Source organism: Micromonospora sp. NBC_01655, from assembly GCF_026339755.1.
Lineage (GTDB): Bacteria > Actinomycetota > Actinomycetes > Mycobacteriales > Micromonosporaceae > Micromonospora.
Map to the genome: position 1 here is coordinate 426,451 of NZ_JAPEQF010000001.1, position 12,895 is coordinate 439,345.

Consider the following 12,895-nt stretch of genomic DNA (forward strand, 5'->3'; position numbering starts at 1 on the left):
CATGACCGGCGTTCCGCCGCCCCCGCGCCCCGACCGGACCGGTCGATGACCTCGCTCACTCAGTCATGCAGTGCAGCCTACGCGCAAGGTTACCCAGCAGTAACGTGAGACTTCTCGCACCCGGGGCCGCGTCGCCCTGCGGACACCATAAGGGGCCCGGCGCCGAGGCGCCGGGCAGGGGCTCGCGCGGTGACGTGGATCGGGTCCGCCACCGGGGACGACACGCCGCGCCGGTGGCCCGGCCGGATCAGCGCCAGCGGGAGAGCAGGACCAGGGAGCCGACCATCGCGCCGAAGCCCACCGCGAGGTTCCAGTAACCCCACGACATGACCGGGTACGCCTGCTCGGACAGGTAGTAGACCACCAGCCAGCCGATTCCGGCGACGATCAGCGCAACCGCCGTGATCGGCAGCCAGACCGGGCTAGGCTTGCGCGTCGCCGCCGTCGCCGTCGGACGCACGTCCGTCGGCGGGGTGTACACCTTCTTCTTGCGGACCTGAGACTTGGGCACGACGCTCTCCAGAGGGGGTGACGACCTCGTCCGGCCTGACAACCGGGCGCGGGGGCGACGGTCCATGGCCAATAATGTTTCGACAGCTAGCGTAGTCCCGAAGGCCCGTCCAGGCCACGAATGGGGTCAGGCCGATGCGCGGAGTGACCGAAAAGGGCGGGACTGTTCGGGTCTCCACACCGGTCCGCGTCGTCGCGGGCTGACACCAGACGACGCGGAAGGAACGCTCGGTGGAGTACACATCCGGCGCCGCCTCCTGGCGGAAGGTCCTCCGGCGAGCGGTCGTCGCTCTCCTGCCCGGGCGCCCACGCCAGCGCCGACCGGGCTGGTCGATCGGGGTGCCGCTGATCGCCGCCGCGGCCGGGCTGCTCTTCACCACCACCGCGACGACCGCCGGGGGCACCGCCCTGCGCGAGGACCGCCGCCCCCAGCTCACCCAGCTCATCGAGGACCGCAGGGAGCAGGTCGCGGCGAGCGAGCGGCGCGCCGCCCGGCTGCGCGACGAGGTCGAGGGCGACACCGCCGCCCTCGCCGGCTCCGACAGCCCGATCAGGGAGCAGCGGGACCGCGCCGCCGCCAGCCGCCAGGCCGCCGGGTTCACCGCGCTGCGCGGGACCGGCGTCGTCGTCGAGCTGGACGACGCGCCGCGACGGCCGGAGCAGGGGCTGCCCGAAGGTGCCAGCAACGACGACCTGGTCGTCCACCAGCAGGACGTCCAGGCGGTGGTGAACGCGCTGTGGGCCGGCGGCGCGGAGGCCATGTCAATCATGAACGTCCGCGTGCTCGCCACCAGCGCGGTACGCTGCGTTGGTAACACCCTGCTGCTGCACGGCCGGGTGTACTCCCCACCTTTCAAGATCGTAGCAATCGGCGATCCCGCTGCCCTCCAGCAGGCCCTCGCCGCCTCCGAGGGAGTCCGGGTGTTCAAGGGCGTGGTGAACGACTTCCACCTCGGGTACCGGGAGCGGGTCTCGACGGTCACCGTGCCCGCTTTCGAGGACTCGACCGCCCTGCGCGCGGCCAAGGTGCCCAGATGAACCGGACGCCCGACGACCGCTGGGACGGCCAGCACCGCGGCCGGGACGAGGACCCGACCGACGTCCTCCCCCCGGTCGACCGCTCCGGCCCGAACCCGGCGGAGCGCCGGGGCCAGTCCGGCCCCTGGCCCGACCCGGTGCTGCCGCCCCGCTCGACGGCCCCCCGGGCCGGCGACCCGGCGACGCCCGGCACCCGGCCGAAGCCACCGGCCGCGCCGCCCGCCTGGCCCGGCCCCGCCGCGAACCGCCCCCCGGCCCACGCCCCCGAGTTCCCCGGCAGGCCCGCGACCGGCACGCCTGAGCGACCCGGTCCCGCCCGGCCACCCGCGGCGAACGGGCCGGGCCCCCGGCCGACGCCCGGTGCCGGCCCGTTCCCCGGGCCGACCCGCGACCCGCACGCCCCACCCGCCGCCGGCCCGGTGCGACAGCCCGGCCCGTCCGCGGCCGGCCTCGGGCGCGGACCCGGTTCCCGGGCCGCCGACGGACCGGGCCTCCCGCCGGACCGGTCCACCGCCGGGCCGGGACGCGAGCCCGATCCGCGAGTCGTCGCGCCGGGACGCGAGACCGGCCCGCGAGCCACCACGCCACCACGGGAGCCCGCCCCGCGGGCCGGTACCCGCCCCCCGCTGCGCCCGGCCACCGAGCCGGCCGCCGGGGGCCCCAGCCGCCCGCCCGCCGCCCGGCCCGATCCCGAGCCGTACGGGTGGCCCGCCGACCGGTCCGGTCCCCCGCCACCTGGAAGGCCCGCCGACCAGGCCGCGCCGGAGCCGTACGGGTGGCCGGCCGGGGAGCGTTCCGAGTTCGGTTCCGCGAGCCGCCCGGGGTCCGCCGAGTCCCCCACCGCCTTCCTCCCATTGATCGACGGACGCTCGGCCGGCGGCGCCGGGGCGGCAGCGCCCCGAGGCGGCTACCCCGGGCCGATGCAGCCAGACACCGGCGACCGCCCGGGTCCCCGGCCCCCGGAGGCCGCCGACGGCTCCGGGCCGTCGTCCTCCGGTCCCGGCCCCCGCTCCGGGCCGGCGGCGTCCGGCCCAGCCGACCGCACCGGGCCGCACCCGTCCGGTCCCGGCCTCCGCTCCGGGTCCGCGTTGTTCGGTTCCGACCAGCGGGCGGTCCCGCCGGATGGCGGGGACCACCTCGCCGACCCGGCCGCCACCGCGCTCATCCCGGCGGTGCCCGGCCGGCCGCCGGCCCCCGACTCGACCGCGCTGATGGGCGCCGTGCCCCGCATGCCGGAGGGCGCCGACCCGGCCGACGCCGAGCCGGCCGAGCCGCCCCGGCCCCGCCGCGGCGAGCGGGTGGTCCAGCTCCGGGCCGAGCAGACCAGGGAGGGCTACAGGAGCGTCTACTCCGAGCTGACCCGGCCGTCCGTCTGGACCCGGCTGCGCACCGGGCTACGGGTGTCCGGCGAGGTGCTGATCACCTTCGGCCTGGTGGTGCTCCTCTTCGCCGGGTACGAGGTGTGGGGCAAGTCGGCCATCGTCGACGCCCACCAGAACGATCTCAACCGCCAGCTCGCCCAGGCCTGGGGTCCCAGCGGCGACCCCACCGTGGCCCCCACCGCCACCGCGAAACAGAAGCCGCCGGTGCACGGCAAGCCCCTCGCCGGGCTCTACATTCCGAAGCTGGACAAGAACTGGGTGGTGGTCCAGGGCGTCACCCAGGAGGACATCCGGTACGCCCCCGGCCACTACCCGGACAGCGCGATGCCGGGTGAGCTGGGCAACTTCTCCGTCGCCGGCCACCGCAACCGGGCCACCTTCTGGCGGCTGGACGAGCTGAACAGCGGCGACGCCATCGTGGTCGAGGGCAAGACCGACTGGTACGTCTACAAGGTCTACAAGACCCGGATCGTCAGGCCGAACCAGGTCGAGGTCGTCGCCCCGGTGCCGATGGAGCCCGACGCGAAGCCGACGAAGAAGCTGCTCACCCTCACCACCTGCAACCCGAAGTTCGACAACTACCAGCGCCTGATCATCCACGCCGAGCTGGACCACACCGAGGCCAAGTCGGCGGGCCGGCCGGCGGAGCTGGGGGCCTGACGATGTACGGCTGGATCTGGCGCAGGCTGCCGCTGGGGCTGCCCGGCAAGCTGGTCGGCTCGCTGCTGCTCGCCACCGCCACGGTCGCCCTGCTCTGGTACGTGGTCTTCCCGTGGGCGGAGCCGCTGCTCCCCTTCGACGACGTGCAGGTCACCCAGGACTCGGGCGTGCCGGGCGGCGACCCGGGCGGGGACGGCAACGCCCCAGCCGGCGACGACCACGACCTGCCGTACGACACCGACCAGAACAACACCCCGCCCCCCACCCCGAACAGGTGAGTCGATGCGCGTCCTGGTGATCGACAACTACGACTCGTTCGTCTTCAACCTGGTGCAGTACCTCGGCCAGCTCGGCGTGGACTGCGACGTGCGACGCAACGACGAGATCGACGTCGAGGAGGTGGGCCGGGTCGGCGCGGCCGGCGTCCTGCTCTCGCCGGGGCCGGGCAGCCCGGACCGGGCCGGCATCTGCCTCGACGTCATCCGCCGGTACGCGGGCGAGCTGCCGATCTTCGGCGTCTGCCTGGGCCACCAGGCGATCGGCGAGGCGTTCGGGGCGACCGTGGCCCGCGCCCCCGAGCTGCTGCACGGCAAGACGTCCGAGGTGCGGCACCGCTCGGTGGGGGTGCTGGCCGGGCTGCCGGACCCGTTCACCGCCACCCGGTACCACTCGCTCGCCGTGCTGCCCGAGACGCTGCCCGACGAGCTGGAGGTCACGGGCTGGACGGGATCCGGCGTGGTGATGGCGATGCGGCACCGGACGCTGCCGATCGAGGGCGTCCAGTTCCACCCGGAGTCGGTGCTCACCGAGGGCGGCCACCTCATGCTGGCCAACTGGCTGGCGGGCTGCGGGCACCCGGAGGCGCTGGAGCGCGCGCCGGAGCTGGCCGCCGAGGTCGACGCCCGCCGCCGCTCGGCCTTTGCCGCCGCCTGACCCCACCCGCTGGCCTGACGTCACACCGCCCGACGTCAACAATCAACTCCAGGTCAATGACCTCGGGCCATCCTCGATACCGGAAACCCCCGTGTCACCGACGTCGAGTCGACCAGGCCCACGGCGGCGAACCCGGCCCCTGATCAGGGCCGGGTCCGAAGCTCACCGCTCGGGGAGGCGGGCCGGTGGGGTCGGGAACGGCAGCCCACCGCCGCCGCCCCCCGGCGGGGTCGGACTGTTGCTGGGCGACGGCGTCCCGGTCGGCTCCGTGGGATCCGGGCTGGGCTCGACGATGTCGACCTCGATCGTCACCGTCCTACCCTTCTCCAACTGCCTGCCTGGTGCGGGGTTCTGGCCGGACACCTTGCCGGCCTGGTCGGCTGGCACCTCGTTGCCGTCGACGACCTTCCACCTGTAGCCAGCCCGCTCCAGCTCCCGCTTCGCGTCCTCCACGGAGGAGCCGACGACGTTCGGCACCTGGCGGATGTTGCCCTTGGAGACCGTCACCGTCACATTGGTCCCCTCGGCGACCATGGTTCCGGACGGCGGGTCGACCTTCGTCACCTCCCCCTCGGGCGCGGCGTTGTCGATCTCCTTCTTGATCACCACGAGTTTCAGCCCGTCAAGCTGCTTTTCGACGTTCTTGAACGGGGAGCCGACCAGGGCAGGCGGGATCGGCACCTCCGGCTTGCCGCCGCAGAGCTGGATGGTGACCCCCTGGCCCTTCTCCAGCTCGGTGCGCGCCGGCGGCTCCTGCTTGACGACCGTGTCCTTCTTGCAGGTGCTGTCGAAGACCGGGTCGCCGTCGGCGGGAACCAGGCCGGCTCCCTCGATCGCGGCCACCGCGGCGTCCCTGGTCTGCCCCGCCACGTCGGGGGTGCCGACCTTGTCGGGGCCGCCCTGGTTCAGCAGGATGGCGGCGACCAGGGCGATCACGGCGAGCACGCCGAGCGCCGCGAAGGTGGCGATCACCCAGGAGGACGCCTTGCGCCGCCGAGGGTCGCCGACCCGGGCCGGCGGCTGCTGCCGGGTGGCCGCGCCGCCGACGACCTGGGTCGGGTATCCCGACCCGGCTGCCGCCATCGGGGTGGTCTCGGCCTCCTGCATCACGGGGGTGGCCAGCACCGGCCGGCCGGCCGCCGCCCGGAGCAGGTCGGCCCGCATCTCGCCGGCGCTCTGGTACCGGTTGAGCGGGTTCTTCGACAGCGCTTTCAGCACGATCGCGTCGACAGCGGGGTTGACGTCCGGGTTGATGTCGCTGGGGGTCGGCGGGGCCTCCCGGACGTGCTGGTACGCCACGCTGACCGGGCTGTCCCCGACGAACGGCGGGTGGCCGCAGACCAGCTCGAAGAGCACGCAGCCGGCCGCGTACACGTCGGATCGGGCGTCGACGGCCTCGCCGCGCGCCTGCTCGGGGGAGAGGTACTGCGCCGTGCCGATGACCGCGCTGGTCTGGGTCATCGTCGTGACGCCGGAGGCCAGGGCCCGGGCGATGCCGAAGTCCATCACCTTGACCTGGCCGGTCTGGGTGAGCATCACGTTGCCGGGCTTGATGTCCCGGTGGATGATGCCGTGCCGGTGGCTGAACTCCAGCGCGGCGCACATGTCGGCGCAGATCTCCAGCGCCCGGCGCGGCTGGAGGCGCCCCTCGACGCCCAGCACCTCCTTGAGGGTCCGCCCGTTGACGAACTCCATCACGATGAACGGCAGCGTCTCGCCGGTCGGCCCGGTCTCCTCGCCGGTGTCGTACACGGCGACGATCGCGGGGTGGTTGAGCGAGGCGGCATTCTGCGCCTCCCGACGGAACCGCATCTGGAACGTGGCATCCCGGGCCAGGTCGGCCCGGAGCATCTTGATCGCGACATCCCGACCGAGCCGGAGGTCACGGCCGCGGTGCACCTCGGCCATGCCGCCGTAGCCGAGCAGCTCGCCGACCTGGTACCTGCCACCGAGCAGGCGGGCCTGCGCTGTCATCGCGTCTGTCGTCCTTCGCTCGTCGTCGGCCCGCCGCCACTCGGCAGGAGCCGTTGCACCCGACGGTACGGCGTCCGGGAGGATTCGTCGCCCTCGCCGACCGCCAGCGCGCCGGAGGTCACGGCCCGAGTGCCGAGGACGCCGGGATCACCGGCCGCCGCGTTCTTCCGGAAGTTGTAGGAAATCACGCCGGAGCAGAGCAGGACCAGCACGGCCAGCACGACGACCAGCAGGATCGCCCCTGACCTGGACTGTTGTGGCGGAGCCGGCGGCGGGCCGGCCTGCTGGACGTACCCGATCGGGCCGGCCTGCCGGACCGGGGCCGGTGGCACGGTCGCGGCGCCGCGCGGGTAGGCCGGCGGGCTGGCGACCGGCGGGCGGGAGACGACCGCCGGGGGCTGCGCCTGCTGGTGCACGACCGGCGGGCGCGGCTGGTGGACGACCGGCGGCCGGGGTGCGGCGACCGGCGGCCGGGACTGCGGCGGCGCGGACATCGGGACCGGCCGCTGCGCCACCACGGGCGGGCGGGGCGGCTGGCGCGGGCCGGGGGGCACCTGGGCGCGGGCCTGCGGGGCCGCCGGGGACGCCGGCGCGGCGGAGATCTGGCCGAGCTGCCCGGCGGTGCGGGGCTGCTGGCCGAGCGCGAGCTTCGCCTGCCGGGCCACCCCGGCCAGGGCCGCGGCGCTGGGCCAGCGGGCTGTCGGGTCCTTGGCCATCGCCCGTTCGACGATCGCCCGGACCGGCGGCGGGATGTCGCCGGGCAGCGGCCGGGGGGCGTCCCGGACGTGCCTCATGGCGATCTCAAGCGGGTTGTCCCCCTCGAACGGCCGCCGTCCGGCGAGGCACTGGTACGCGACCACGCCGAGGGCGTACACGTCGGAGGCGGGCGTGGCCACCGCGCCGGTGGCCTGCTCGGGAGAGATGTACGAGGCGGTGCCGAGCACCGAGCCGGCCGCGGTGAGCTGGCCGACCAGCTCGGAGCGGGCGATGCCGAAGTCGGTCAGCACCAGCGTCCCGTTCGGCCGGACGAGCAGGTTGCCCGGCTTCACGTCGCGGTGCACGATGCCCTTGCAGTGCGCCGCGTGCAGCGCGTCGGCGGCCTGGGCGAGCAGCGCCATGGTGCGGGCCGGGGTGAGCCGGCCGACCCGGCTGAGCGTGGCGGATAGCGCGTCGCCCTCGATGTACTCCATCACCAGGAAGGCGATGTGCTGGTCGCTGCCGAAGTCGTAGACGTCGACCACGCCGGGATGGTTGATGGTGGCCATGGTGCGCGCCTCGCCGCGGAACCGCTCGGCGAAGCCCGGCTCGTCCAGCAGCGCCGGGAGCAGGCTCTTCACCGCGACCGTCCGGCCCAGCACCTGGTCCGTGCCGCGCCACACGTCGCCCATGCCGCCGCTGGCGATCCGCTCGTCGAGGCGGTAGCGGTTGCCGAGCTGGACGCCGGGGCCGAGCATGTCAGCGGCCCCCGGAGTCGGCGATCGCCGCCTGCATGACCTTGCCGGCGATCCGGGCCGCCTCGGCGCTGCCGCCGCTGCCCGCCTCCTCCAGCACCACGCAGACCGCGGAGACCGGCGTGCCGTTCTTGTCGAGGGCGAAGCCGATGAACCAGCCGTGGTCGGGGGTCTGCGGGCCGGACTGGGCGGTGCCGGTCTTGCCGCCGACCGTGTAGCCGTTGATCTTCGCGTTGCGGCCGGTGCCGTTCTCCACCACGCTGACCATCATGTCGCGCAGGTCCGACGCGACCTGGCCGCTGACCGGCTTGCGCAGCTCCCGTGGCTTGGCGGTGTAGTAACTGGTGGTGCGGTCCGGGGCGAGCAACTGCCGGACCAGGTACGGGCGCATCTGGCTGCCGCCGTTGGCCACCGCCCCGGCGATCATCGCCCCCTCCAGCGGGGTCATCTTGACGTCGCGCTGGCCGATGGAGGACTGGGCCAGGGCGGCCGGGTCCGTGGCGCCGTCGGGGCCCTGCATCGCCCCGGTGCGGCTGGCCGCCGTCGGCAGCCCGTCCTCGCCGAGCTGGCCGACCGTGAGGCCCTCCTGCTCGAAGCCGAACTGGCGGGCCTTCTCCTTCACCTTGTCGGCGCCGAGCCTGACGCCGAGCTGGGCGAATCCGGTGTTGCAGGACTCGGTGACCGCGTCGAGGAGGGTGACCTGGTCCTCGGGACAGATCGACGGCACGGCGTTGCGGATCGGGGTGCCCGAGGTCGGCGGGGTCCAGCTGGAGCCGGCCGGGATCGGGGTGTTCTTGCCGACGCCGTTCTCCAGGGCTGCGGCGGCCACCACGATCTTGAAGGTGGACCCGGGAGGCAGCACCTCCGACAGCGCCCGGTTCTTCAGCGGGCCGTCCGGGGCCTTGTCCAGCTTGTTGTACGCCGCCGTCGCCTCGTTGCTGTCGTGGCTGGCCAACGGGTTCGGATTGAAGCTGGGCATGGAGACCAGCGCCTGCACCGCACCGGTACGCGGGTCGAACGCGATCGCCGCGCCCTTCTTCGCCCCGACGTCGTTTTTGGCCAGCCCGTTGTACGCCGCGTCCTGGGCCCGCTTGGAGAGGGTGAGCAGCACGTTGCCGCCACCGGTCTCGTCGCCGGTGAACATGTCCTTGATCCGGTTGGCGATCAGCGCGTCGCTGGTGCCGGCGAGGAAGTCGTTCTCCACCCGCTCGATGCCGGTGTCGCCGAGGTTGACCGGCTTGTAGCCGAGGACGTGCGCGTACTTCTCCCCACCGGGGTAGGTGCGCAGGAAGCGCAGCTTGCCGCTGGTCTGCTTGCTGGTGGCCAGGGCGGTGCCGCCGGCCTCGATGTTGCCGCGCTTGCGCTCGTACTCGGCCACCTGGACCCGGCCGTTGTAGTCGCTGTTGCGGTACTCGTCGGCCTTGTATGCCTGGATCCAGTTCAGGTTCGCGAAGAGCAGACCGAACAGGACCATCGCGACGACGCCGACACGGCGCAGGGGTGCGTTCACGGCCGGATCACCTCCGTGGGGGCACCGTGCAGCTGCTCGGGCGGGCCGCCCCCGGGTCGGGCCGCGGAGCCGCCGGCCCCGGTCACCGGACGGCGCGCGCCGTCGGAGACCCGCAGCAGCACCGCGATGAGCAGCCAGTTCGCCATCAGCGACGAGCCACCGGCAGACAGGAACGGGGTGGTCTGACCCGTCAGCGGGATCAGCTTGCTGATCCCGCCCACGATCACGAACACCTGGAGGCCGAGGGTGAAGGCGAGGCCACCGGCGAGCAGCTTGCCGAACGAGTCCCGCACGGCCAGCGCGGCCCGCAGCCCCCGCTCCACGATCAGCAGGTAGACCACCAGCAGCGCGGAGAGCCCGAACAGGCCGATCTCCTCGCCGATGCCGGCGAAGATGAAGTCGTTCTGCACTTCTGGAATCTCCAGCGGCTGCCCACCGCCCGGCCCGGCGCCGAACAGGCCGCCGCTGCCGAGCGCCAGCAGGCCCTGCACCAACTGGTAGCCGTCCTCGTACGGATCGGCGAACGGGTCCAGCCAGATCTCGGCGCGCAGGTGGAAGTTCGCGAACGGCCCGCCGATCACGCCGCCCAGCACGTACGCCAGGTACGCCCCGCCGAAGAACAGGATCAGGCCGATGAGCAGCCAGCTCACCCGTTCGGTGGCGATGTAGAGGGTCACCACGAACATGCCGAAGTAGAGCAGCGAGGTGCCCAGGTCCTTCTCGAACACGAGGACCAGCACGCTCAGCACCCACACCGCGAGCACCGGGCCCAGGTCCCGCCCGCGCGGGAAGTCGATCCCGAGCACCCGGTGGCTGGCCAGCGACAGGACCTCGCGCTTGCGCACCAGGTAGTAGGCGAAGAAGACGAGCAGCGCCAGCTTCGCGAACTCACCCGGCTGGATGCTGAAGCCGCCGATGCGGATCCACAGCTTCGCGCCGTAGATCTCGGAGTACTTCGCCGGCAGCACCGCCGGGATCATCACCAGCACGATGCCGGCGAGGCCCAGGGTGTACGCGTACCGGGAGACCGAGCGGTGGTCGCGCATCAGCGCCAGCAGCGCGGCGGCGAGGACCACCGAGGCGAGCGTCCAGGCGAACTGCCGCCCTCCGTTGCCGGCGAAGATCGCCAGGGTCTCCCGCTCCTCCGGAGCGGCCCGGGCCAGGTCGAGCCGGCGCAGGAAGCCCACGCCGATCCCGTTGAGCAGGGCGACCGCCGGTAGGAGGGCCGGGTCCGCGAACGGCGCGAGGAACCGGATGACCACGTGCAGGGCGAGGAAGACGGCCGCCAGCACGGCGGTCGGGACCCAGAAGTCCGGGGTGACCGTGTCGAGCACGGTCGCCTCCACCGTCGCGCCGTACGCGGCCACGATCACCAGGGCCAGCAGCAGCAGGGACAGTTCGGCGTTGCGCCGCGACCTGGCCAGGCGTACGCCGGGCTGCTCGCCCGTCGTGGCGGGCGAGGCTGCCGGTGCGGCCGCTGCGGTCACGGATGGTCCTCGGGCTTTCTCAGCCGACGCTCACTCGGGCGACCGGCAGCCGGCGGGGTCGGCCGGCGGGACCGTGTCGGAGGGCGGCGCGTCGGGTGTGGTGGTGGGCGCGGGGGTCGACGTGGCGGCGGGTTCGCCGCTGGCGACCGCGGTACGGCTCGTCCCGGGGGTGGCCGCGGGGGTGGTGGGCGTCGGGGTCGCCGGATCCGGGGTGGCCGGGTCGGGCGTCGCCGTCGGCCCGGCCGGGCAGATCGGCTTCAGGTTCGGGTTGGCCGGGTCGTCGCTGGTCAGCTCGGCCAGCCGGCGCTCGGCGTCCGGCTCGCTCTTGGCCGGGATGCCCTGCTTGACCTGCTCCTGCGCCGCCAGGGTGAGATCGTCCAGGCGGGCGGGGCTGGTGGAGTGCACGGCCGAGAGGTCCAGGCCGGCGATCTGCCCCTGGACGCCCCGGAACACGGCCACCTGGCCCTGCTCGGTGGCGCCGACGTAGTACTGCCGCTGGGTGTAGCTCCAGCCGGCGAAGAACACGCCGCCGAGGATGACCACGAGGCCGAGCAGCATCGCGGTGGTCCGCAGCGGGCGGCGCTTCGGGCGGTCGTCGTCGTCCTCGGCCGGTTCCTCGGGGGCGGGCGGCCGGGGCGCGGACAGCGCCGAGGCGCGCGCGGCGGGGGTGGAGACGTCGGCGGAGGTGGCCATGCCCCGGTCACGGGCGGCGGCGCCGCCGACGATCGGGCTCGCCTCGACGATGTCCTGGTCGGTGGCGTCGGCGATGATCACCGTGATGTTGTCCGGGCCGCCGCCGCGCAGCGCGAGCTGCACCAGCCGCTCGACGCACTGCTGCGGGTCGGCGTACTCGCGCAGGGTGTCGGCGATGGTCTCCGCGCTGACGACGCCGGAGAGGCCGTCGCTACAGATCAGGTAGCGGTCGCCGGGCAGCACCTGCCGGACGCTGTACTCCGGGTCGATGTCGCGGCCGTCGAGCGCCCGGGTGAGCAGCGAACGCTGGGGGTGGCTGCTCGCCTCCTCGGCGCTGATCCGGCCCTCGTCGACGAGCATCTGGACGTACGTGTCGTCCTTGGTGATCTGCGCGAACTCGCCGTTGCGCAGGAGATAGGCCCGCGAGTCACCGATGTGGACCATCCCCAGCTTGGTGCCGGAGAAGAGGGTCGCGGTCAGCGTGGTGCCCATCCCCTCCAGCTGCGGGTTGGCGTCCACGGTGTCGCGGAGCTGCTGGTTGGCGGTGCCCACGGCCGAGCGCAACGCGTCGACCAGGGCGTCACCGGGGACGTCCTGGTCGAGCGGCTCCATGGCACCGATGACGATGTTGCTGGCGACGTCACCGGCGGCCATGCCGCCCATGCCGTCGGCGACGGCGAGAAGCCGCGGCCCGGCGTAGACGGAATCCTGGTTACCGTCTCGGATCAGACCGCGGTCGCTGTGGGCCGCATAGCGCAGGGTCAGAGTCATGGCCGTAATTCGAGAGAGGTGCGGCCGATACGGATCGGCACGCCGAGGGGGACGGGGGTTGGTCCGGTGACCTTAGCGCGATCCAGGTAGGTGCCGTTAGTCGATCCGAGGTCCTCGACGAACCACTGCCCGTCACGCGGCACGAGTCGGGCGTGTCGCGCGGAGGCGTAGTCGTCGGTGATGACCAGGGTCGAATCCTCGGCCCGACCGATGGTGATCTGCGCTTCGCCCAGGGTGATCCGGGTGCCGGCGAGCTGGCCGGCGGTCACCACCAGTTGGTGCGCGGCCCGCCCCCGCTTCACCTTCGCCGGCTTGGCCTGCGGCTGCCCGGTCGAGGCCCCCACCGCCCGTGGCGCGGCCACCAGCCGACCCGAACGGGCACCCGCGAACAGGTCCCGGCGGATGACGCCGACCACCGTGAACACGAAGATCCACAGCAGAATCAGGAACCCGAACCGGGCGACGGTGATGACGAGTTCCGGCAAG

General features: G+C 73.5%; 11 protein-coding genes. 4 read left to right on the forward strand and 7 right to left on the reverse strand.

What is annotated here, in order from left to right; translation table 11 throughout:
- Nucleotides 1-247: 247 nt before the first annotated feature.
- Nucleotides 248-511, reverse strand: coding sequence for a cell division protein CrgA (locus OOK41_RS02150; RefSeq protein WP_117668059.1), 264 nt, complete (start codon nucleotides 509-511; stop codon nucleotides 248-250).
- A 230-nt stretch (nucleotides 512-741) separates the two neighbouring features.
- Between OOK41_RS02150 and OOK41_RS02155 the strand changes: the two genes are divergently transcribed.
- The 4 genes from OOK41_RS02155 to OOK41_RS02170 all read left to right on the forward strand — a co-directional run bounded on the left by OOK41_RS02155 (nucleotide 742) and on the right by OOK41_RS02170 (nucleotide 4,523).
- A complete protein-coding gene (locus tag OOK41_RS02155) occupies nucleotides 742-1,548 on the forward strand; it encodes a DUF881 domain-containing protein (protein ID WP_266262736.1) in 807 nt (268 codons plus the stop codon).
- Between the two features lie 920 nt (nucleotides 1,549-2,468).
- Nucleotides 2,469-3,590, forward strand: a complete 1,122-nt coding sequence (locus tag OOK41_RS02160; RefSeq protein WP_266262738.1) for a class E sortase — start codon at nucleotides 2,469-2,471, stop codon at nucleotides 3,588-3,590.
- A 2-nt stretch (nucleotides 3,591-3,592) separates the two neighbouring features.
- The gene (locus OOK41_RS02165; RefSeq protein WP_266262740.1) at nucleotides 3,593-3,868 is read left to right on the forward strand and encodes a hypothetical protein; all 276 of its coding nucleotides are present in this window, start codon (nucleotides 3,593-3,595) and stop codon (nucleotides 3,866-3,868) included.
- 4 nt (nucleotides 3,869-3,872) lie between these two features.
- Nucleotides 3,873-4,523, forward strand: coding sequence for an aminodeoxychorismate/anthranilate synthase component II (locus OOK41_RS02170; RefSeq protein WP_117668063.1), 651 nt, complete (start codon nucleotides 3,873-3,875; stop codon nucleotides 4,521-4,523).
- Nucleotides 4,524-4,685: 162 nt separating this feature from the next.
- Here the strand turns inward: OOK41_RS02170 and pknB are convergent, their stop codons facing one another.
- From pknB to OOK41_RS02200, 6 genes are read right to left on the reverse strand one after another with little or no spacing between them, the layout of a single operon-like run.
- Nucleotides 4,686-6,497 (reverse strand): Stk1 family PASTA domain-containing Ser/Thr kinase, encoded by a 1,812-nt coding sequence (gene pknB / locus OOK41_RS02175; RefSeq protein WP_266262743.1) that lies wholly within the window; start codon nucleotides 6,495-6,497, stop codon nucleotides 4,686-4,688.
- On the reverse strand, nucleotides 6,494-7,951 hold the full coding sequence (locus OOK41_RS02180) for a serine/threonine-protein kinase (RefSeq protein WP_266262745.1): 1,458 nt from the start codon (nucleotides 7,949-7,951) through the stop codon (nucleotides 6,494-6,496). Before OOK41_RS02180 ends, pknB begins: the two co-directional genes overlap by 4 nt.
- A 1-nt stretch (nucleotide 7,952) precedes the next feature.
- Nucleotides 7,953-9,458: a penicillin-binding protein 2 gene (locus OOK41_RS02185; protein ID WP_117668066.1), complete on the reverse strand. Its 1,506-nt coding sequence runs from the start codon at nucleotides 9,456-9,458 to the stop codon at nucleotides 7,953-7,955.
- Nucleotides 9,455-10,945, reverse strand: a complete 1,491-nt coding sequence (locus tag OOK41_RS02190) for an FtsW/RodA/SpoVE family cell cycle protein (RefSeq protein WP_266262747.1) — start codon at nucleotides 10,943-10,945, stop codon at nucleotides 9,455-9,457. The genes OOK41_RS02185 and OOK41_RS02190 overlap by 4 nt, the downstream gene beginning before the upstream one ends.
- A gap of 30 nt (nucleotides 10,946-10,975) precedes the next feature.
- Nucleotides 10,976-12,409, reverse strand: a complete 1,434-nt coding sequence (locus OOK41_RS02195) for a PP2C family serine/threonine-protein phosphatase (RefSeq protein WP_117668068.1) — start codon at nucleotides 12,407-12,409, stop codon at nucleotides 10,976-10,978.
- Entirely contained in the window at nucleotides 12,406-12,894 is a 489-nt protein-coding gene (locus OOK41_RS02200; protein ID WP_007073875.1) for an FHA domain-containing protein, read from the reverse strand. The genes OOK41_RS02195 and OOK41_RS02200 overlap by 4 nt, the downstream gene beginning before the upstream one ends.
- Nucleotide 12,895: the final 1 nt, after the last annotated feature.

What these genes read in the sequence shown, in the direction of transcription:
- OOK41_RS02160 (WP_266262738.1), top strand. Translation starts at nt 2,469, where the DNA reads ATGCAGCCAGACACCGGCGACCGCCCGGGTCCCCGGCCCCCGGAGGCC.
- OOK41_RS02165 (WP_266262740.1), top strand. Translation starts at nt 3,593, where the DNA reads ATGTACGGCTGGATCTGGCGCAGGCTGCCGCTGGGGCTGCCCGGCAAG.
- OOK41_RS02170 (WP_117668063.1), top strand. Translation starts at nt 3,873, where the DNA reads ATGCGCGTCCTGGTGATCGACAACTACGACTCGTTCGTCTTCAACCTG.
- pknB (WP_266262743.1), bottom strand. Translation starts at nt 6,497, where the DNA reads ATGACAGCGCAGGCCCGCCTGCTCGGTGGCAGGTACCAGGTCGGCGAG.
- OOK41_RS02180 (WP_266262745.1), bottom strand. Translation starts at nt 7,951, where the DNA reads ATGCTCGGCCCCGGCGTCCAGCTCGGCAACCGCTACCGCCTCGACGAG.
- OOK41_RS02195 (WP_117668068.1), bottom strand. Translation starts at nt 12,409, where the DNA reads ATGACTCTGACCCTGCGCTATGCGGCCCACAGCGACCGCGGTCTGATC.